Origin of the sequence: Rhodoferax sp. BLA1 (assembly GCF_013416775.1) — a bacterium.
Lineage (GTDB): Bacteria > Pseudomonadota > Gammaproteobacteria > Burkholderiales > Burkholderiaceae_C > Rhodoferax.
Map to the genome: position 1 here is coordinate 131,246 of NZ_SZVI01000009.1, position 19,061 is coordinate 150,306.

Consider the following 19,061-nt stretch of genomic DNA (forward strand, 5'->3'; position numbering starts at 1 on the left):
AACCATGGCTCATAAACAAATCCGAAACATTGCGATCATCGCCCACGTTGACCATGGCAAAACCACCATGGTTGACCAGTTGCTGCGCCAAAGCGGCACCTTTGCCGAGCACGAGAAAGTGGTCGACACCGTGATGGACAACAACGCGATTGAAAAAGAGCGTGGCATCACGATTCTGGCCAAAAACTGCGCTGTGACTTGGCAAGGCACCCACATCAACATCGTTGACACCCCCGGACACGCCGACTTTGGTGGTGAAGTGGAACGTGCGCTCTCGATGGTGGACGGTGTGGTGCTGCTGATTGACGCGCAAGAGGGCCCGATGCCCCAGACCCGTTTTGTGACCAAAAAGGCGCTGGCCTTGGGTTTGAAGCCGATTCTGGTGGTGAACAAGGTGGACAAACCCGGTGCGCGTCCGCAGTATGTGGTGAATGCCGCGTTTGACTTGTTTGACAAATTGGGTGCCACCGATGAACAACTGGATTTCCCGGTGGTGTACGCCTCGGGCATCAACGGCTGGTCGTCGCTGGAAGAGGGCGGCCAGGGTGAGCAGTGGGGCCCCGACATGTCGGCCCTGTTCGACACCATCCTCAAACACGTGCCGCACCAGCAGGGTGACCCTGCGGCACCACTGCAGTTGCAAATTTCTGCGCTCGATTTCTCGACCTTCGTCGGTCGTATTGGCGTGGGTCGTATCAGCCAGGGAACGATCAAACCGATGATGGACGTGGTGGTCATGGAAGGCCCGGACGGCAAGGCTGTCAAGGGCCGTGTCAACCAGGTGCTGACCTTCCAGGGCCTGGAGCGCGTGCAAGCCACCGACGCCGGTCCTGGCGAGATCGTGCTGATTAACGGTATCAATGACATTGGTATCGGCGTGACCATTACCGACCCGGCCACCCCGGCGCCGCTGCCCATGCTCAAGGTCGATGAACCGACGCTGACGATGAACTTCTGCGTCAACACCAGCCCATTGGCGGGTCGTGAAGGCAAATACGTCACCAGCCGCCAGATCTGGGACCGCCTGCAAAAAGAGTTGCAGCACAACGTGGCTTTGCGCGTCAAGGAAACCGACGAGGAAGGTATTTTTGAAGTCATGGGCCGCGGCGAACTGCACTTGACGATTCTGTTGGAAAACATGCGCCGCGAAGGTTTTGAGATGGCTGTCTCCAAGCCACGTGTGGTGATGAAGATGGTTGATGGTGAAAAATACGAGCCCATTGAGCTGGTAACCGCCGACATCGAAGAGCAGCACCAGGGTGGCGTGATGCAGGCCTTGGGCGAGCGCAAGGGCGATCTGGTCAATATGGAGCCAGACGGCCGTGGTCGCGTGCGCCTGGAATACCGTATTCCGGCGCGTGGCCTGATTGGTTTTACCAATGAGTTCCTGAACTTGACGCGTGGCTCTGGCCTGATCTCGAACATCTTCGACAGCTACGAGCCGCATAAAGGCGACATTGGTGGCCGCAAAAACGGTGTACTGATTTCCATGGATGCGGGTGAAATTTTCACTTACGCGCTTGGCAAACTCGATGACCGTGGCCGTATGTTCGTCAAGCCTAACGATCCGGTTTACGAGGGCATGATTGTTGGTATCCACAGCCGCGACAACGATCTGGTGGTAAATGCCACGCGTACCAAGCAGCTGACCAACTTCCGTGTGTCGGGCAAGGAAGATGTTGCCAAGATCACGCCGCCAATTGAATGCACGCTGGAATACGGTGTGGAATTCATCGAGGACGATGAGCTGGTCGAAATCACGCCCAAGTCAATTCGACTGCGCAAGCGTTATCTGACCGAGGGCGAGCGCAAGCGCGCCGGGCGCTAAAGCTTGTAGGCAATCGCAAAGTCCTTGTTCTTTGTGCTTGCGGGAATACGAGGGCGTTGTCAGTCCCGCTTCGGCGGTGATGGCAGCGCCTTTTTTACGTTTGAGGCGTCTCTTCTGATGTAGGAAGGTGATTTTTGAAACTCTCGCATAACCGTGCAGTGCTGCTGATGGTGGCGGTGACCCTGATGTGGTCTATCGCCGGCGTTGTCACACGCCATCTGGAGCACGCCCAGAAATTTGAAGTCACCTTCTGGCGCAGCCTGTTCACAGCACTGTCTCTTTTGGTGCTGTTGCCCCTGCTGCAAGGGCGTGCTGTGTTTGCACGCATGCGCCATGGCGGCACTGCGTTGTGGGTGTCAGGGCTGTGCTGGTGCGGCATGTTCACCTTCTTCATGCTGGCCATCATGCTCACCACGGTGGCCAATGTGCTGGTGACGATGTCGCTGACACCGCTGCTGACCGCGCTGGCCGCGCGTCTGTTCATCGGGCACCGCATCCCGGCGCGTACCTGGTTGGCCATTGCTGTGGCGGGTTTTGGCATTGCCTACATGTACGCCAGCCAGTTGGGGCAGGGCATGAGCCTGGCGGGCACGCTGGTTGCGCTGTGTGTGCCGATCTCTGGTGCAGCCAACTGGACCGTCACCCAACATTCCCACGCCCAGGGGCATGATGTGGACCTGATTCCTGCGGTGCTGATTGGCGCGGCGTTGTCGGCGCTGATCACACTGCCGCTGGCCTGGCCGTTTCAGGCCTCAGCCCATGACCTGGGCCTGCTGGCCGGGCTTGGTCTGGTGCAACTGGCGATCCCGTGTACGCTGGCGGTGGTCTGCACCAAGGTGTTAAAAGCCCCTGAGGTGGCGCTGCTGGGTTTGCTGGAGGTGATTTTTGGCATTTTGCTGGCCTGGTTTGGCGCGGGCGAGGTGCCAGGGCATGATGTGTTTGTCGGCGGCGCACTGGTGATTGGGGCCCTGGTGGCCAATGAAATAGTGGCTTGGCGGGGCAGGGCGTGAGTGTTGTTGCGGGTGACGTGCTGACAGAAGTCCGTGGCCAAGTAGGCTTTATCACTCTGAACCGCCCTGCTGCACTCAATGCGCTGAGCTTGCAGATGATCCGGGGCCTGACGATCTGCCTGCTGGACTGGCGCAACAACGATCAGGTGCAGGCGGTGGCGATTCGCGGCAGCAACAAAACTGGGCCGTTCGGGGCCTTTTGTGCTGGCGGTGACATCCGCTTCTTTCACCAGGCGCTGTTGTCGGGCGACCCCAGTCCTGAGGATTTTTTCACCGAGGAATACACCCTCAACCACCTGATTCACTCCTATCCCAAGCCCTACCTCGCCTTTATGGACGGTGTGGTCATGGGTGGGGGCATGGGCATCAGCCAAGGCGCATCACACCGTCTGGTGACCCTGCGTACAAAAATGGCCATGCCCGAGACCTCCATTGGCCTGTTTCCGGATGTGGCGGGCGGTTATTTCTTGAGCCGTTGTCCAGGGCATGTGGGCGAATGGCTGGCACTGACCGGCACCACCCTGACAGCGGGCGACGCCGTCGTCCTGGGTTTGGCCGACCACTGTATCGAGGTGGCGCAGCTGCCCGATGTTTGGCACGCGTTGGCCCAGCTTGAGTCGTTGGATCATGCGAGCCTGGATGCTTTGATAGCTACTTATTCAGTAGCTACTAGCCCTTTTGATACAAGGGCTAGAGACCAAATTGACCAATATTTCGGCAAAGCGTCCGTGCTGAGCATCGTGCAGGCCCTGGAGGCTGACCCTGGCGACTGGGCACAACACACAGCCCAGCAGCTGCGCCAGCGCTCACCCTTGATGCTGCATGTGACGCTGGAACAGGTCCGCCGGGCCCGTCAGATGGCGCTGGCTGACGAGTTGCGTATGGAGCGCGACATGGTGCGCCATTGTTTCTTCCCGGCGCACCTGGGCCGCTCTGCGGCCCAGACCGAGACCGCCGAGGGCGTTCGCGCCCTGGTGATTGACAAAGACAAGCAGCCGAAGTGGCATCCCGCGCGCATTGAAGATGTCACGCCCGACATGGTGCTGCCCTTTTTTGACAGTCCCTGGGCGCGACACAGCCACCCGCTACGAGATTTGACCTGAACTGGGCTCAGGCCAGGGTCAGACGAACGTCGATATTGCCGCGCGTTGCGTTCGAATAAGGGCAAACGATGTGGGCTTTGTCGACCAGCGCCTGGGCGACGTCGCGCGCCATGCCTGGCAATGAAACCTTCAGGTCAACCTCGATACCAAAACCGTTGGGAATCGCACCAATACCAACGCTGCTCTCGATCGAGACATCGGCGGGCAGGGCAATCTTGTCACGTGCGGCGACGAACTTGATGGCACCGATAAAACACGCGCTGTAGCCTGCAGCAAACAACTGTTCAGGATTGGCGCCTTCACCACCTGCGCCACCCAATTCCTTGGGTGTGGTCAGTTTGAGATCCAGCTTGGCATCAGGAACAACGGTTCGGCCATCACGGCCTCCGGTGGACGTGGCATGTGCGCGATAGAGAACTTGTGCGATGGACATGGTGAAACTCCAGTAAAGATTTAACAACTCGGCGACTTGGTGAGAACTGTTGATGCGCCATGTCAACAGAAATAGATAGCTATTAAATAGCGCACTACATATAAACTTTAAAAACTCGGTTCTTTGTTGCGGTGCTCACTGTGAGCATGCATTTTTGAACAGCCTTTTTCGCAAAATCAGCAAACTGTCACGCAAGGCCATCAGTTCATCAGGGGTGCTTTCGGTGGCACAGAACACACCCAAAGCCATTGTTTTGGCGGACTCTTGAAGCGCATGACCTTTGGACGTCAGGCTGATGATCACCTGGCGTTCGTCGGCTTTGGCACGAACCCGTTGCAACAGCTCCTGCTTTTCCATGCGTTTGAGCAACGGTGTCAAGGTCGCCGAATCCAGGAAAAGGCGCTCACCAATTTCAGAGACCGTCATGGCATCACGCTCCCACAACACCATCAGCACCAGGTACTGTGGATAGGTGATGCCCAAGGGTTGCAAAGACTTGCGATAGACCTTGTTCATCCCCAACATCGTTGAGTACAAGGCAAAACACAACTGCTCACTCAGAAGCAGCGATGGCTCAGGCTGAATTGGCAAAGGCGGTGTGTGTGAAGGCATGCCTGAATTATACATAGCACACGATTTGTTTGCAAGCGACTTAATAAAAATAATGAAAGTGAACGCCGCTGATCCAACAGCAGATCTTCGATGGCTCAGCGACGGTTAAAACCATCGCTCACCCGCGTTCAGCGCTGGCGTGACTTCATGGCGCGTTCCACTTCACGCTTGCCTTCGCGGTCCTTGATGGTGTCGCGCTTGTCGTGCTCGGCCTTGCCTTTGGCCAGCGCTACCTCGCACTTGATCTTGCCTGCTTTCCAGTGCAGGTTGATCGGCACCAGCGTGTAACCCTTTTGCTCGACCTTGCCAATCAGGCGCTTGATTTCTTCCCGGTGCATCAGCAGTTTGCGGGTGCGCTGTTTGTCCGGGGTGATGTGGGTGGAGGCGGTGCCCAAGGGCTGGATCTGCAGGCCGATGATGAACAACTCACCATTGCGGATGACGACATAGCCGTCGGTCAGCTGCACCTTACCTTCACGCAGGGATTTGACCTCCCAGCCTTCGAGCACGATGCCGGCTTCAAAGCGTTCCTCAAAAAAGTAATTGAATGCCGCTTTTTTGTTGTCAGCAATGCGGGTTGCGGTGTCGGGTTTTTTGGCCATGGGGGAGAGCTTGAGTGGGAATGAATGCGAACCAGGCTTGACTACAATCCCGCGCAAAGCTCCATTCTATGAAAACTGTCAAAAAGTCCGTTTTAATCTGGTACAGCCCTGCAGAAATGTACCGACTGGTGGTGGATGTGGACGCCTACCCCCAATTCTTGCCATGGTGTGACAAGGCCCGAGTGGTCAATCACGAAGAGAACGGCATGCTGGCCGAAATTGGCATCGCTTTTGGTGGCATCCACCAAACCTTCACCACCAGAAACGCCCATGTGGTGGACCAGCAGGTGATCATCAAACTGGTCAACGGGCCTTTCTCCAAGCTGGAAGGTGAGTGGAACTTTGTGCCTCTGGGCGTAGACCAGCGCGCCTGCCGGGTGGAGCTGGTCTTGCAATACGGTTTTGACAGCACCTTGGGCAAACTCATCAGTCCGGTGTTTGACAAGATCGCCAGCAACATGGTGGACGCCTTCATCAACCGTGCCAAACAGGTCTACGGCGAGTGAAACCGTGATCCGGGTGTGTGTGGTGTATGCGCCAACGGCGCGTGAGGTCTACGAAGTGCCTCTGAGCTTGGCTGAACCCAGTTGTGTTTTGGACGCCTTGCAGCTCAGTGGGCTGCTTCAGAGTTTTCCCGAGCTGAACCCCCAAAAGCTGCTGATGGGGGTCTGGGGTCGGCAGGTGGGTTTGACACACGCCCTGCGTGACCAGGACCGAGTGGAGATTTGCCGACCACTTCGAGTCGACCCAAAAGTGGCGCGGCGTGAGCGTTTTGTGAAACAGGGGGCACGCGCCGCCGGCCTCTTTGTGAAAAAGCGCCCGGGCGCCAAAGCTGGTTATTAAGGGCGGCGCTGCTGCGCTAGCCAATCACTTGCAATCGGAATTGATGATCGCCTGAAGACGTTGTGACTCAGCCGCCCGGGTGGCATCGTCGATGATCTCGCGTTCACCCTGTTTGTTGACATGTGCGATGCGCACACCCGAGTCGTAATTGGCCTTGGCCTGCTTGGCACGGGCACAGTTCTCGGCCTTGGCTTTGGCCAGTTTGTCTTCTTCGGCCTTGCGTTTGGCAGCTTCTTCCTGCTCGGCCTTTTTCTTCTTGTCAGCCAGCTCTTTGTCGACACCGCTGATTTTGGGTGCGCTGCTGGCGGCAGCTGCAGGCACGTCAGTGGCGGCTACCGGACTGTCCTGGTTGGTCAATGTTGGCAAGACCCGTGGCCCACCGGGGCGTTTGAGGATGTTTTTGTCAGGGATGCTGGGTGGTGGTGCGCGGTCGCTGAACACCTTGCGGCCATCCGTGTCCAGCCATTGCCATTGCGCCATGGCCGCTGTGGATAGCAACAGTGCGGCAACTATTGTGAAAAAGCGGATCAATGGGTTCATGGGGCGCAAGTTTATGCCACTCAGTCGCGGGTGCTGTGTTTTCATGCGGTTTTGTCGCAACAGTGCCGTTCTGGCGGGGCCGCACATGCCGCCTGGGCCGCAGAAGAGCCCCACTGATCAGGCCAGATACAATTGACGATTTGGAGCTTAAACCATGCGCCTGATTGGCAAAGCGCTCACCTTCGACGATGTTTTGTTGGTGCCTGCGTACTCCCAAGTCCTTCCAAAGGACACCTCTCTTTCCACCCTGTTTACCCGCAATATCGCTTTGAACCTGCCCCTGGTGTCTGCCGCCATGGACACGGTGACCGAGTCGCGCCTGGCGATTGCCATCGCACAAGAAGGCGGCATCGGTGTAGTGCACAAAAACATGACCGCCCAGCAGCAGGCTGCCAAGGTGTCTAAGGTCAAACGTTATGAGTCTGGTGTGCTGCGCGACCCGGTGGTGATCACACCTGATCACACGGTGCGCCAGGTGATGGCCTTGTCCGAGCAACTGGGTGTGTCGGGTTTCCCGGTGATCGATGGCGGCAAGGTGGCGGGCATTGTCACCGGGCGTGACCTGCGCTTCGAGACCCGTTACGACCTGCCGGTCAGCCACATCATGACACCGCGTGACAAGCTGGTCACCGTGCCCGACGGCACCACCCTGGCGCAGGCCAAGGTGCTGCTGAACCAGCACAAGATCGAGCGTTTGCTGGTGGTCAACGATGCGTTTGAGCTCAAGGGTCTGATCACCGTCAAAGACATTACCAAACAGACCAGCTTTCCGAATGCCGCCCGTGACGCCCATGGCAAACTGCGTGTGGCCGCTGCCGTGGGCGTGGGCGAGGGCACCGAAGAACGCGTGGAACTGCTGGCCCGCGCCGGAGTGGATGCGATTGTGGTGGACACCGCACACGGCCACAGCAAAGGCGTGATTGACCGGGTGCGCTGGGTCAAACAGAATTTTCCGCAAGTCGAGGTCATTGGCGGCAACATCGCCACCGGTGCTGCTGCATTGGCCTTGGTCGAAGCCGGTGCCGATGCGGTCAAGGTCGGGATTGGCCCGGGCTCGATCTGCACCACCCGCATTGTGGCGGGTGTGGGTGTACCACAAATCATGGCCATCGACAGTGTGGCTACCGCGCTCAAAGGCACCGGTGTGCCCCTGATTGCCGATGGCGGCGTCCGTTTCAGCGGTGACATTGCCAAAGCCATCGCGGCCGGCGCTGGCACGGTGATGATGGGTGGCATGTTTGCCGGCACCGAAGAAGCACCTGGTGAAGTGATCCTGTTCCAGGGCCGCAGCTACAAGAGCTACCGTGGCATGGGTTCGATTGGCGCCATGCAACAGGGCAGTGCCGACCGTTATTTCCAGGAGTCCAGCAGTGGCAACCCCAATGCCGACAAGCTGGTGCCCGAAGGCATTGAAGGCCGCGTGCCGTACAAAGGCTCGATGGTCGCCATCGTGTTCCAGATGGCCGGTGGCTTGCGTGCCAGCATGGGTTACTGTGGCTGTGCCACCATTGAAGAGATGCAGAACAAGGCCGAGTTTGTCGAAATCACCTCAGCCGGTATCCGCGAAAGCCATGTGCACGATGTGCAGATCACCAAAGAAGCGCCTAACTACAGGGCGGACTAGGCACACCCCCAGGCTGCGCGCACGTCGTGTCGCTGCGCCACCCCCCTTGCAGGGGGCAACACCAGTGGCCCGGCGAAGCCGGTTCCACGGTGTTTCTGGCTACTGTCAACCATTTTCCGGAGCTATTGAATGCATCAAAAAATTCTCATCCTCGACTTCGGCTCTCAAGTCACCCAGCTGATTGCGCGGCGCATCCGTGAAGCACATGTGTTTTGTGAGGTCCACCCGTGTGATGTGAGTGACGAGTGGATTCGTGACTATGCGCGCGACGGCAGCCTCAAAGGCATCATCCTGTCGGGCAGCCACGCCAGCATCTACGAAGAAACCACCGACAAGGCACCCCAAGTGGTGTTTGAGCTGGGTCTGCCAGTGCTGGGCATTTGTTATGGCATGCAAGCCATGGCGCACCAGCTCGGTGGTGTGGTGACCAGTGGTCACCAGCGCGAGTTTGGCCATGCCGATGTGCGGGCCCATGGCCACACCGCCTTGCTCGACGGCATTCAAGACTACGCCACCCCCATGGGCCACGGCATGTTGCAGGTCTGGATGAGCCATGGCGACAAGGTCACCGAACTGCCTCCTGGCTTCAAGCTGATGGCCAGCACCGACAGCTGCCCGATCGCTGGCATGGCCGACGAAGATCGTCGTTTTTACGCGGTGCAGTTCCATCCCGAAGTCACCCACACCAAGCGTGGTGCGGCGATTCTGGAGCGTTTTGTGCTGGACATCTGCGGCACACGTGCCGACTGGATCATGGGTGACTACATCAGCGAAGCGGTCGAGAAAATCCGCGCCCAGGTCGGTGACGAGGAAGTCATTCTGGGCCTGTCTGGTGGTGTTGATTCTTCGGTGGCTGCTGCGCTGATCCACCGCGCGATTGGTGACCAACTCACCTGCGTATTTGTCGACCACGGCTTGTTGCGCCTGAATGAGGGCGACATGGTGATGGATATGTTTGTCGGCAAGTTGCACGCCAAGGTGGTACGTGTAGATGCCGCAGACCAGTTCCTGGGTCACCTGGCCGGTATCAGCGAGCCGGAAGCCAAACGCAAGATCATCGGTCGCGAGTTTGTTGAGGTTTTTAAGGCGCAAGCCCTTGCACTAAAAGCATCTGATGCTACCAAAAAAGGTGCAAAGTGGTTGGCCCAGGGCACCATTTATCCGGATGTGATCGAGTCCGGTGGCGCCAAGAACAAGAAGGCCGTGGTGATCAAGAGCCACCACAACGTGGGTGGCCTGCCCGAGCAACTGGGTCTGAAGCTGCTGGAACCCCTGCGTGAGCTGTTCAAGGACGAGGTGCGCGAACTGGGTGTAGCACTGGGCCTGCCCTACAACATGGTTTACCGCCATCCGTTCCCCGGCCCGGGCCTGGGCGTTCGGATTCTGGGCGAGGTCAAAAAAGAATATGCCGACCTGTTGCGCCGGGCCGATGCGATCTTCATCGAAGAACTGCACAACTTTGTCGATGAAGCCAGCGGCAAAACCTGGTACCAGCTCACCAGCCAGGCGTTCACCGTGTTCCTGCCGGTGAAAAGCGTCGGTGTCATGGGTGACGGCCGCACCTACGACTATGTGGTGGCGCTGCGTGCGGTGCAAACCAGCGACTTTATGACCGCTGACTGGGCCGAGTTGCCCTACGCGCTGCTCAAAAAGGTGTCCAGCCGCATCATCAACGAAGTGCGCGGCATCAACCGCGTTACCTACGATGTGAGCAGCAAACCACCTGCCACCATCGAGTGGGAATAAGCATCCCGGCCTAGTGCATGTGGCGTGTTGCGGCGAGGGTGAGCTGCAATAATCGCCACATGTATGTGCCACCGCAGTTCGCTTCCACTGACCCCTCGCATGCCAGCGAGCTGATCCGCAGTTACCCGTTCGCCAGTCTGATTTCGGTGGATGACAAGGGCCTGCCTTACATCACGCCGCTGCCGCTGCATTTGCTTGAAGAGGAGGGGCGTTGGCTGTTGCTGGGCCATTGCGCCAGACCCAACCCACACTGGCGTTACCTGCAGGCGCGTCCCCAGGCTGTGGTCAGCTTCATGGGGCCACAGGCCTACATGAGCCCGAGTGTCTACCCGGATCTCGCGCGGGTGCCCACCTGGAGTTATCTGACCGTGCAGTGCACCGTTCAGGCGCGACTGATCGAGCACTTTGATGACAAGGACCGCTTGCTCAAACACCTGATCCATGAACACGACCCCGCTTACGCGCAGCAATGGCGCGGCTTGGGGGAGGACTTCCAGCACAAGATGATGGCAGGCATGGTGGCGTTTGAGCTGGAGGTGATGGATTGGCAATGCAAGCTCAAACTCAACCAGCACCGGCCTGAGTCCCATCAGGCGCTCTACAGCACCTATGCCAGCGGCACGGCAGACCAGCGGGTGTTGGCGGACTGGATGGTGCGCCTGGGGCTGATCGGTGCGATCCGGGAGGAGACCTGATGGCTTGCATGCCCCTCTTGGGCGCGGGTGGATGTCGCCCATTCCTAGTAGCACTGTGACAACACCTGGGTCAAACATGTCCGAGACAGCTGACATGACCTGGATGCAGGCTGCGCTGGCCCAGGCACAGGCAGCCGGGGCTGCGGGTGAAGTGCCGGTGGGTGCGGTGGTGGTGCGTGACGGCCAGATCATTGGTGTGGGGCGCAATGCCCCGATCGCGTCGCACGACCCCACCGCCCATGCCGAGATCGCCGCCCTGCGTGCGGCAGCACAACACCTGGGCAACTACCGGCTCGATGACTGCGAGTTGTTTGTCACGCTGGAGCCGTGCACCATGTGCGCGGGTGCCATGTTGCACGCGCGCCTCAAACGGGTGGTGTTTGGTGCGCTAGACCCCAAAACCGGTGCTGCAGGCTCGGTGAGCAACGTGTTTGCCCAGCCCCAACTCAACCACCATACCCAAGTGCAAGGCGGCGTGTTGCAGGAGACCTGTGCCAAGTTGTTGCAGGACTTTTTCAAACACCAGCGGACCCGTCAGCAATTACAAGCGGCTCAGGCGGGCAGGGCCTTGCGTGAGGATGCCCTGCGCACACCAGAGAGTCGCTTTGCCAATCTGCCCGCTTGCGCAGCCACTTCCTTTTATGTCCATGATTTGCCCAGTCTGACCGGTTTGCGCTTGCACTATCTGGACACCGACCTTGCGTCAGCCAGTGCCCCCCAGCTGTGCCTGCACGGGGTGCAGGAATGGAGTTACGCCTGGTGCAGCCAGATTCAACAAGCCTCTGCTGCCGGGCAACGTGTGATCTGCCCGGACCTGATTGGTTTTGGCAAGAGTGATAAACCCAAAAAGAAAGCTTTTCACACCCTGGGTTGGCACGCCCAGGTGCTGTTGGAGTTGATCCAGCGGCTGGGCCTGCCCGCTGTGCAGTTGGTGGTGGCCGAGTCGGCCTTGCCGCTGGCGCACAAACTCCAGATGATGGCGCCCCAGAGTGTGGTGGGCATCGTGGTGGCGCACACCGATGCACTCGACAACGAGGCTTTGTACGCACCTTATCCAGATAAAGGCCATCTCGCCGGTCCGCAGGCGTTTTCTTCGCTGAAAATCCTGCCTAGCCCATGTGGGTCGAGCCCAAGCCACTCCGTATGAAAAAACACATCTATATCTACTCCCCATCCGGCGCTGTGCGCGACAAGGCGGCCTTCAAACGCGGCATCAAACGGCTGCAGAGCTTGGGCCATGAGGTGGAGGTGGACGAAGCCGCGCTGGCCAGCCACCAGCGTTTTGCGGGCGACGACGCCACCCGCCTGTCCGCCATCCACCGTGCCGCCGACAGCGGTGCCGACGTGGCGCTGATGTCTCGCGGTGGATACGGCTTGACGCGCCTGCTGCCCGATATCCGCTACAAAAAGATCGCCAAAGCCATCGACAAAGGCATGCAGTTTGTCGGCATCAGCGACTTCACCGCGTTTCAGAGCGCGGTGTTGGCCAAAACCGGCGCTGTCACCTGGGCCGGTCCGGCACTCGGTGAGGGGTTTGGCGCGCAGGACGGGCCAGATGACATCATGGAAGCCTGTTTTGACGACCTGTTGTGTGGCCAAGGGGAGGGTACCGGCTGGCGTCAGCTGCGTCAAGAGCCTCAGTTTGATGCAGAAATGGTAGCTATAAGCCCTGATTTCAAAAGGGCTGGAGGCACATTTTACATAGAAGATGGGGTGTTGTGGGGTGGCAATCTGACGATGCTGGCTTCTTTGTTGGGCACGCCTTATTTTCCCAAGGTCAAAGGCGGCATCCTGTTTCTGGAGGATGTAGCGGAGCACCCCTACCGCATTGAACGTCTGCTGGCCCAACTGCTGTACGCGGGTGTGTTGAAGCGCCAAAAAGCCATTGTGTTGGGCCAGTTCATCGATTTCAAGCTCACCTCACATGACCGGGGTTTCAAGCTCGCCAGTGTGGTGCAGTGGTTGTCGCAGCAGGTGAGTTGCCCGATCCTGACCAACTTGCCGTACGGGCATGTCCAGACCAAGGTGTTGTTGCCGGTGGGCGCCCGGGCTGACCTGAGTGTCAACGCACGGGATGTGCTGCTGGTGTGGGGCCATGTTTGATCGGTCACGCGCATGACCTAAACTCGCAGCATAGCCACCGGAATTCAACAGGTATGAGTGTCCAATCCACCGTTGTTTTTGCTGACCTGTTTGGTAGCACAGGCGTTTTCGAGGCCTTGGGCAATGCCAAGGCCACCGAATTGGTCACCCAGGCCACTGCATGGGTGGCCCAGCGCTGCAGCGCCCAGGGGGGCAGGGTTGTCAAGTTTCTGGGTGATGGTGTGTTGATCATTTTCACCGACAGCACCAAGGCAGTGCTGGCGGTGATGGACCTGCAGCGTTCCTACCAGCAGTTGCTGGGGCGTATGCCACCCAAAGCCTATATGCCGCTGCGTATTGGTGTGGCCCGTGGTGGTGTGGAAATTGTGGACGACGACTGTTACGGCGACGCTGTCAACATTGCCGCTCGCTTGAGTGAGCTGACCGGCCCTCATCAGATTTGGGTCAACAGTGACGCCATCGAAGACGGTTTTGATGTGCCAGACGAGCGTTTTCGCATGCTCGGGCCCATCCACATCCGTGGTCGGGCCGAGTCCTGCAAGGTGTACCAGGTCGAGTGGCAAGACAACCAAGGCTCCGAATTGCTGACCATTGCTGCAGGTTTTGCTGTGCCCAGCCGCTTTGGTGGCCGGGATGTCCTAGGTGCACATATTGAGTTGACCTGGCTGGACAAGAAAAGGGTGTTCAACGCATTTGACCTGCCTATCCACATTGGCCGAACCCATCAGGTCGAGTTTGTGGTGAGTGATGCACGCGTGTCGCGCACCCATGCGCGCCTTGACTGGCGCAATGGCAATGTGGTGCTGGTAGACCTCAGTTCTTACGGCTGCTGGATCCGGTTTGCCGGTGGTGGCGCCGACCTGCTGCTGCGCCGCGAGGAGTGCGTCTTGCATGGTCGTGGTGAAGTGGCCTTGGGAACGCCGTTCAGCGACCCCAGCGCGCCGGTGATTGGTTTTCTGGTGATCTGACGGCGTCAACGCAGGGGTGTTTGCCGGGTTTGCGCAAACGGCCCAAAAAACAGCGGGCACTGCCTACAATGCGCCCCCCTTGTCCAACAAAGAACCTGGCCCAGACGCCCGACCCATGAACATCATCGTCAACGAAGAACTCAAAGCCTATATCGACCCCTTGACCCCGGAGGAATACACCTCGCTGGAGCGCAGCATTCTGGCCGAGGGCTGCCGGGATGCCCTGGTGCTGTGGGGTGAGGTGCTGGTGGACGGCCACAACCGCTATGCCATTTGCCAGGCGCATGGCCTGCCGTTTCAGACCATCCAAAATACGCTGTTCAAAAGCATGGAAGACGTCCACCTCTGGATGATTGACCAGCATCTGGGGCGGCGCAGTGTGTCTGACTTCCAGCGTGGTGTTCTGGCACTGCGCAAACGTGAAATCATTGCGGAGCGACGTGCACGCACCCAAGCCCCCGCACCAGCAACGGCCGATTCGGAAGACACCAGCAGCCCGCCTTGGGACGACGCAGGATCTGCACAGGAACTTGCCACCGTGCCACCGCTGGCCAGCCGGGACGACATCGCCAAAGCGGCGCGCCTGAGCAGCAACCAGGTGGTGTTGATTGAAAAAATCCGCAACCAGGCCACACCCGAGGTGGTGGCCGCGCTGAAATCCGGCGCGATCTCTCTCAATGCGGCCGCCGCAGTGGCCAGTTTGCCTGCGCAAGAACAGGTGGCTGCAGCGGTGGGTGGTGCCGATGAACTCAAACAGGCCGCCAAACGCGTGCGCGAGGCCAAGCGCCCAACACGAGTGGTTTCAGCCGATGCAGGGGATCAGCCAGAGGGTGCCGCACATAACGCCAGCCCGAGCGATGACGTGTCAGCGCTTAAAAAGCGGATCGCTCAGCTGGAAAAAGAAAACGATGCCTTGCGCAAGCAGGTGCTGAATTTGCTGGAAAAAAGCAGTCGCAGCGCTTGAAGGGTTGAAGCTCCACCGGTATGAAACACTTGGGCCCGCTCCAGCGTTTGCACCAACCATCCGCTGGCGAGCTGTGAACAGGGTGGCCAAACGTTTGTCTTCAAGCAAGGCCTACCGTCAACATTTGGCAAGCTTTGTCTTCGGACTTCCACACACCCATTCATAACTTAACATAATGCACATCGTATCTACTGGCTTTTTTGTCAGGCTGGTGCGGCTCCGACGCCTACGCAAGAGAAATTGATGTCACTTTGCAAGTAAATTTGATGTTAACGGTGAGGCCTCTTCCAGCGTAGCGCAGGCGCTCTCTGGTGAGAGCATTTCCGGGCAAACATTATGCGCGCGCATCAGATCGGTTTGCAACCTGTTTCCTCCGCCTGGCATCATAGGCATGCAAGTTGGTCCAGCAGAAAAGCAGAATCTCTCAGAACCGCATGTCAATGCACTAACAATTGCCATCAACGTATGCAGTTCGACATTAGGGCCAGCGAATTGCGCTTCGTGCGGTGTTTGGTTGCCGCTTTTGCAACAGTTAAAGCTTCAGTTCGTATCATCTGAGCGCGTTCTCTAAGTATTTTTTCGGGCAGCAAGGCCAAGGCTTAGACCGGTTGGTAGTTGCTCTATCGCAATAAGCTTAATGCTATCCGTTACTATTCTCCCGTCTCTCAATACAGCGAATGATGGATACCATCGGTGGGTCTCTTTACTAAATTCGTAAACTAACTGACGAGCTGGTGAGGAGCCGGTTTTGAGCTTCGCAACCAATGTAGCTGCCTGAGCAGCGGCCGCATGTAGAGCGTCATGCGCTGCGTAATGCAACGCTAAATCCTTTCCACGCAATAAAAATGACACTTGGCAGTCGTCATAGAACGTGTGGAAATCGAGTATGGGATTTTGCCGCTCAACGAGCCGCTCAAGTAACTTTCGAATCCAAGTGTGTATTCCTGCGTATGCTTTTTTCCCGGCCTCAGATGCAATTGAGGTTACGAACGGATTCCAGACTATTGCTAAATAGACTAGTCCTACCCGGATCAACTCTGAGGTGGACTCAGCGCTGTTGTGCGAGAGCGGACTATGCACAATAGGTATAGGGGCATTGCTGGCTACTTGCTCCAGCCATTCCTTATCCACGTCTCTCGGGTCGACAGCAATCTCTATCCAACAGTCAGCCGGAAGCGATGGAAGAAACTGCGCCGATGGCACAGATGCATCAGTGTCCAGACCAAGCTCCTTGAAATTTAAAACGCCCCCCCTGCGTAGAACCCAAGAATCGCAGCTGCAAATCGTTGCCCTTCTGGATTTTTGAAATTCGCAATTTCAAGTACTTGCCCTTTAGGTTTCCCTGGATCGTGATTGTGGAGCAATATCAAGGGCGCTTTAGTGAGGTGGGCTGTAAGTGTCTCCGGATCCACATCTACAAGAGGTTGACCATCTGTATTTCGTGCGTCCGACCAAATAACTGCTGGCACCAATTTTCCAAAAATACCACTGGAATGTCTTTGAATTGCCTCGCTAGTCCAATCCCTGGCAGCGGGGGTTTCGTTGATAAAGTCTGACATCAGTACCTCTAAAAGCTAGTTGTCTGATTGAAGAATAAAATTGGGAACCTTCTCTGCCGCCGATGGCGCCGCAGCGTTGAGCGGTTTGGCGGGGGGGGCATCGCGCTTCACACGACGTTTAGCCACCGGTTTTTCCACAGGCAAAGCTTCAACCCGTTGCCTCAAGCTGTCAATATCCCGGGTCATTTGATCGCGTTGGCCCCGCAGTTCAACAACTATGCCTTCGAGTTCACCATTGCGGTGGCGAAGCGCTTCAACCTGTGATTGCCGTTCAGCGAGTTGCGTCCGACGGCTATCCAGTTGATTAGACAGAGTGCGACGGGATTGCTCCAGCTCCTTTTGAACGTTGGTCACCTGGACTCTTTCGCGGTCGACGTCCAATAGCACGCGCTTCATGTCTGCAGCGTGCCGCTCCTCGGCCGCCACGCTGGCTGTGCGCTGCTGCTCCAACTCTCGGGTGAACTGCTCTCGAGCTGCAGCCAAGGCCTGCTGCAGTTCCTGACGTTGCGCCATGGCGGCGTCAATCTGGCGCTGCTGGGCAGTGACCTCACCCTGCGCACGGGCCAAATCAGCTTGGGTGGCGATCAAAATGCTACGGGTCGCCTCCAAATCTGTGGTGCTTGCGGCCAGTGCACCCTCTGCCAGCGCCGCCTTGGCAATCGCAGCCGTCATGTCCGCGTTGGCTGACACGACGGCTGAGCGCGCATCTTCTCGTAGCACCAACAAGTCTTCCTGTGCAGCCGTCTGAGCCCGTTGCCATAAACAGCCCATCAGTTCGCCAGCGGCGTCACGCAACGGCTCAGGCAGATCCGGGTGCTCGATCCGAACACGGCTTTTTTCCCGCAACGTTTCCCAGAACCTGGTTAAGGCCTCCGCTGGAGCACTCATGCTGCCCTTACGCACCAGTTGATACAGCTTATTGGCGGTGGGCGTAATGCCGTACCGGAAGAACAACAGCACGCACACCTCGCGGTACAAATCCTGGGTTTCCGTGTACTGTGAGCGTAGCGCCTCGATTTCAGCCTGCAAACGGGCTTCGGCTACGGCAATAGTTTCCATGACAGTACCTTTTCGATGAATCATTAAATATTACAACGTAATACGTTGCAATATTAACCATTAAATAAAATTTATGGACATAACCAACATAATGTCCATAATGTGATTCCATGTCACGATTTGGAACTAGCTGATCATGAATGCGGTCGTTCGTTTGGATGAGTTGATAATTCCTGCTCACCTCGATGGTCATCGCGGGCAAAATCGCACATCCTCGCCGGGCCAATTAGCGGCCTTGGATGACCGCTCGGCTCTGTTGGCCTGGCTGGCCCGTTACGCGGACACTCCCGCCACCTTTGCCAGCTATCGGAAAGAGGCTGAGAGGCTCATCCTCTGGTGTACGCAGCAGCACGGCGTGGCGCTCTCCGACCTAACGCATGAAGACTTGTTGGTCTACCAGCGCTTCCTTTGCAACCCCCAACCGGCCGAACGTTGGGTCATGGCATCACGCCAGAAGCCGGGACGCAATTCTCCATTGTGGCGCCCTTTTGCCGGCCCCCTTGGGCCATCGAGCCAGCGCCAGGCGCTGTCGATCCTGAATGTGATGTTTTCCTGGTTGGTGGAAGCCGGTTACCTGGCGGGCAATCCATTGGCGCTGAGCCGACGAAAGCGTAGGACTGTGGCACCACGCGTGAACCGTTTTTTGCCCGTAGCGCATTGGAATGTGGTCAAGGCCACCATTGAAGCGATGCCCAATGTGAGCCACCGTGAAAAGCTGCATGCGGCACGCTGCCGATGGTTGTTTTCACTGCTGTATATCGGCGGCCTGCGCGTCTCAGAGATTTGCGGCACGGCCATGGGGGGATTCTTCAGTCGGCGTAGCGCTGACGGCCGCGAACGCTGGTGGCTGCAGGTTACTGGCAAAGGTGAGAAGACCCGGCTGGTGCCAGCCACGGATGAGTTGATGTCGGAGCTGATTCGGTACCGAACGACTTGCGAACTCAGTCCACGAGTTCCTCAGGAAGGCGAAGAGACGCCTTTGGTCAGGCCGCTGATTGGGCCCAGTAAGCCTGTGGCCCGGAGTGCGATTCACGAGATCGTCAAAGGCATTTTTCGGGAAAGCGCAATTCGCTTGCGGCACCAAAACCCTGAACTTGAGGCCGCCGCTGCCCATCTGGAACAGGCCTCAACCCATTGGATGCGTCATACGGCAGGAAGTCATCTGAGCGGGAAAGCGGATCTGAAAGTGGTTCGGGACAATCTAGGCCATGCCAATATCAGCACGACCAGCATTTATCTGCATTCGGAAGATGATGCCCGTCATGATGCAACGGCATCTGTGCATCGCGTGGGATGGCTAACTCAATGATAAATGATGGAGAAAGAGCCTCTACGCCTTGTGTGGCGTGCTCGGTAAACCGAGCACGCCACA

General features: G+C 57.8%; 19 protein-coding genes. 13 read left to right on the top strand and 6 right to left on the bottom strand.

Features of this window, described 5'->3' with window-relative positions; all coding sequences use genetic code 11:
- Positions 1-4: 4 nt before the first annotated feature.
- The 3 genes from typA to FDG13_RS09165 all read left to right on the top strand — a co-directional run bounded on the left by typA (position 5) and on the right by FDG13_RS09165 (position 3,941).
- The gene (gene typA, locus FDG13_RS09155; RefSeq protein ID WP_180126927.1) at positions 5-1,828 is read left to right on the top strand and encodes a translational GTPase TypA; all 1,824 of its coding nucleotides are present in this window, start codon (positions 5-7) and stop codon (positions 1,826-1,828) included.
- 134 nt (positions 1,829-1,962) lie between these two features.
- Positions 1,963-2,838 (top strand): DMT family transporter, encoded by an 876-nt coding sequence (locus FDG13_RS09160; protein ID WP_255435179.1) that lies wholly within the window; start codon positions 1,963-1,965, stop codon positions 2,836-2,838.
- Positions 2,835-3,941 (top strand): enoyl-CoA hydratase/isomerase family protein, encoded by a 1,107-nt coding sequence (locus FDG13_RS09165; RefSeq protein WP_180126929.1) that lies wholly within the window; start codon positions 2,835-2,837, stop codon positions 3,939-3,941. The genes FDG13_RS09160 and FDG13_RS09165 overlap by 4 nt, the downstream gene beginning before the upstream one ends.
- A gap of 7 nt (positions 3,942-3,948) precedes the next feature.
- Here the strand turns inward: FDG13_RS09165 and FDG13_RS09170 are convergent, their stop codons facing one another.
- The 3 genes from FDG13_RS09170 to smpB form a co-directional block, all read right to left on the bottom strand.
- Positions 3,949-4,374: an organic hydroperoxide resistance protein gene (locus FDG13_RS09170; RefSeq protein ID WP_180126931.1), complete on the bottom strand. Its 426-nt coding sequence runs from the start codon at positions 4,372-4,374 to the stop codon at positions 3,949-3,951.
- A gap of 135 nt (positions 4,375-4,509) precedes the next feature.
- Positions 4,510-4,986 carry a MarR family winged helix-turn-helix transcriptional regulator gene (locus FDG13_RS09175; protein ID WP_180126933.1) on the bottom strand — a complete coding sequence of 159 codons (477 nt, stop codon included), beginning with the start codon at positions 4,984-4,986 and terminating at the stop codon, positions 4,510-4,512.
- Positions 4,987-5,114: 128 nt separating this feature from the next.
- A complete protein-coding gene (gene smpB, locus FDG13_RS09180; protein ID WP_078365627.1) occupies positions 5,115-5,588 on the bottom strand; it encodes an SsrA-binding protein SmpB in 474 nt (157 codons plus the stop codon).
- Positions 5,589-5,656: 68 nt separating this feature from the next.
- Between smpB and FDG13_RS09185 the strand changes: the two genes are divergently transcribed.
- The gene (locus FDG13_RS09185; RefSeq protein ID WP_180126935.1) at positions 5,657-6,094 is read left to right on the top strand and encodes a type II toxin-antitoxin system RatA family toxin; all 438 of its coding nucleotides are present in this window, start codon (positions 5,657-5,659) and stop codon (positions 6,092-6,094) included.
- 4 nt (positions 6,095-6,098) lie between these two features.
- On the top strand, positions 6,099-6,431 hold the full coding sequence (locus FDG13_RS09190; protein WP_180126937.1) for an RnfH family protein: 333 nt from the start codon (positions 6,099-6,101) through the stop codon (positions 6,429-6,431).
- A 24-nt stretch (positions 6,432-6,455) separates the two neighbouring features.
- Here the strand turns inward: FDG13_RS09190 and FDG13_RS09195 are convergent, their stop codons facing one another.
- The gene (locus FDG13_RS09195; protein WP_180126939.1) at positions 6,456-6,971 is read right to left on the bottom strand and encodes a DUF4124 domain-containing protein; all 516 of its coding nucleotides are present in this window, start codon (positions 6,969-6,971) and stop codon (positions 6,456-6,458) included.
- A 154-nt stretch (positions 6,972-7,125) separates the two neighbouring features.
- On the opposite strand from FDG13_RS09195, the gene guaB reads away from it, so the two are divergent.
- The 7 genes from guaB (at position 7,126) to FDG13_RS09230 (ending at position 15,071) form a co-directional block, all read left to right on the top strand.
- A complete protein-coding gene (gene guaB / locus FDG13_RS09200; protein WP_180126941.1) occupies positions 7,126-8,595 on the top strand; it encodes an IMP dehydrogenase in 1,470 nt (489 codons plus the stop codon).
- Positions 8,596-8,724: 129 nt separating this feature from the next.
- The gene (gene guaA, locus FDG13_RS09205) at positions 8,725-10,341 is read left to right on the top strand and encodes a glutamine-hydrolyzing GMP synthase (protein WP_180126943.1); all 1,617 of its coding nucleotides are present in this window, start codon (positions 8,725-8,727) and stop codon (positions 10,339-10,341) included.
- 59 nt (positions 10,342-10,400) lie between these two features.
- Positions 10,401-11,036, top strand: a complete 636-nt coding sequence (locus FDG13_RS09210; RefSeq protein WP_180126946.1) for an FMN-binding negative transcriptional regulator — start codon at positions 10,401-10,403, stop codon at positions 11,034-11,036.
- Positions 11,037-11,112: 76 nt separating this feature from the next.
- Positions 11,113-12,183, top strand: a complete 1,071-nt coding sequence (tadA, locus tag FDG13_RS09215; protein ID WP_180126948.1) for a tRNA adenosine(34) deaminase TadA — start codon at positions 11,113-11,115, stop codon at positions 12,181-12,183.
- Positions 12,180-13,139: an LD-carboxypeptidase gene (locus FDG13_RS09220; protein WP_180126950.1), complete on the top strand. Its 960-nt coding sequence runs from the start codon at positions 12,180-12,182 to the stop codon at positions 13,137-13,139. The genes tadA and FDG13_RS09220 overlap by 4 nt, the downstream gene beginning before the upstream one ends.
- 53 nt (positions 13,140-13,192) lie before the next feature.
- Complete coding sequence (locus tag FDG13_RS09225) at positions 13,193-14,107, top strand: adenylate/guanylate cyclase domain-containing protein (RefSeq protein ID WP_180126952.1); 915 nt, start codon at positions 13,193-13,195, stop codon at positions 14,105-14,107.
- Positions 14,108-14,222: 115 nt separating this feature from the next.
- Complete coding sequence (locus FDG13_RS09230) at positions 14,223-15,071, top strand: plasmid replication/partition related protein (protein WP_180126954.1); 849 nt, start codon at positions 14,223-14,225, stop codon at positions 15,069-15,071.
- 1,238 nt (positions 15,072-16,309) lie between these two features.
- Here FDG13_RS09230 and FDG13_RS20870 read toward each other — a convergent pair.
- Together FDG13_RS20870 and FDG13_RS09240 are read right to left on the bottom strand one after the other, a co-directional pair.
- Complete coding sequence (locus FDG13_RS20870) at positions 16,310-16,630, bottom strand: hypothetical protein (RefSeq protein WP_218942679.1); 321 nt, start codon at positions 16,628-16,630, stop codon at positions 16,310-16,312.
- Between the two features lie 15 nt (positions 16,631-16,645).
- Positions 16,646-17,689: a DNA-binding protein gene (locus tag FDG13_RS09240; protein ID WP_180126956.1), complete on the bottom strand. Its 1,044-nt coding sequence runs from the start codon at positions 17,687-17,689 to the stop codon at positions 16,646-16,648.
- A gap of 136 nt (positions 17,690-17,825) precedes the next feature.
- Between FDG13_RS09240 and FDG13_RS09245 the strand changes: the two genes are divergently transcribed.
- Entirely contained in the window at positions 17,826-18,998 is a 1,173-nt protein-coding gene (locus FDG13_RS09245; protein ID WP_180126958.1) for a tyrosine-type recombinase/integrase, read from the top strand.
- Positions 18,999-19,061 lie beyond the last annotated feature (63 nt).

What these genes read in the sequence shown, in the direction of transcription:
- typA (WP_180126927.1), top strand. Translation starts at nt 5, where the DNA reads ATGGCTCATAAACAAATCCGAAACATTGCGATCATCGCCCACGTTGAC.
- FDG13_RS09170 (WP_180126931.1), bottom strand. Translation starts at nt 4,374, where the DNA reads ATGTCCATCGCACAAGTTCTCTATCGCGCACATGCCACGTCCACCGGA.
- FDG13_RS09175 (WP_180126933.1), bottom strand. Translation starts at nt 4,986, where the DNA reads ATGCCTTCACACACACCGCCTTTGCCAATTCAGCCTGAGCCATCGCTG.
- smpB (WP_078365627.1), bottom strand. Translation starts at nt 5,588, where the DNA reads ATGGCCAAAAAACCCGACACCGCAACCCGCATTGCTGACAACAAAAAA.
- FDG13_RS09185 (WP_180126935.1), top strand. Translation starts at nt 5,657, where the DNA reads ATGAAAACTGTCAAAAAGTCCGTTTTAATCTGGTACAGCCCTGCAGAA.
- FDG13_RS09195 (WP_180126939.1), bottom strand. Translation starts at nt 6,971, where the DNA reads ATGAACCCATTGATCCGCTTTTTCACAATAGTTGCCGCACTGTTGCTA.
- guaB (WP_180126941.1), top strand. Translation starts at nt 7,126, where the DNA reads ATGCGCCTGATTGGCAAAGCGCTCACCTTCGACGATGTTTTGTTGGTG.
- guaA (WP_180126943.1), top strand. Translation starts at nt 8,725, where the DNA reads ATGCATCAAAAAATTCTCATCCTCGACTTCGGCTCTCAAGTCACCCAG.
- FDG13_RS09210 (WP_180126946.1), top strand. Translation starts at nt 10,401, where the DNA reads ATGTATGTGCCACCGCAGTTCGCTTCCACTGACCCCTCGCATGCCAGC.
- tadA (WP_180126948.1), top strand. Translation starts at nt 11,113, where the DNA reads ATGTCCGAGACAGCTGACATGACCTGGATGCAGGCTGCGCTGGCCCAG.
- FDG13_RS09220 (WP_180126950.1), top strand. Translation starts at nt 12,180, where the DNA reads ATGAAAAAACACATCTATATCTACTCCCCATCCGGCGCTGTGCGCGAC.
- FDG13_RS09225 (WP_180126952.1), top strand. Translation starts at nt 13,193, where the DNA reads ATGAGTGTCCAATCCACCGTTGTTTTTGCTGACCTGTTTGGTAGCACA.
- FDG13_RS09230 (WP_180126954.1), top strand. Translation starts at nt 14,223, where the DNA reads ATGAACATCATCGTCAACGAAGAACTCAAAGCCTATATCGACCCCTTG.
- FDG13_RS20870 (WP_218942679.1), bottom strand. Translation starts at nt 16,630, where the DNA reads ATGTCAGACTTTATCAACGAAACCCCCGCTGCCAGGGATTGGACTAGC.
- FDG13_RS09240 (WP_180126956.1), bottom strand. Translation starts at nt 17,689, where the DNA reads ATGGAAACTATTGCCGTAGCCGAAGCCCGTTTGCAGGCTGAAATCGAG.
- FDG13_RS09245 (WP_180126958.1), top strand. Translation starts at nt 17,826, where the DNA reads ATGAATGCGGTCGTTCGTTTGGATGAGTTGATAATTCCTGCTCACCTC.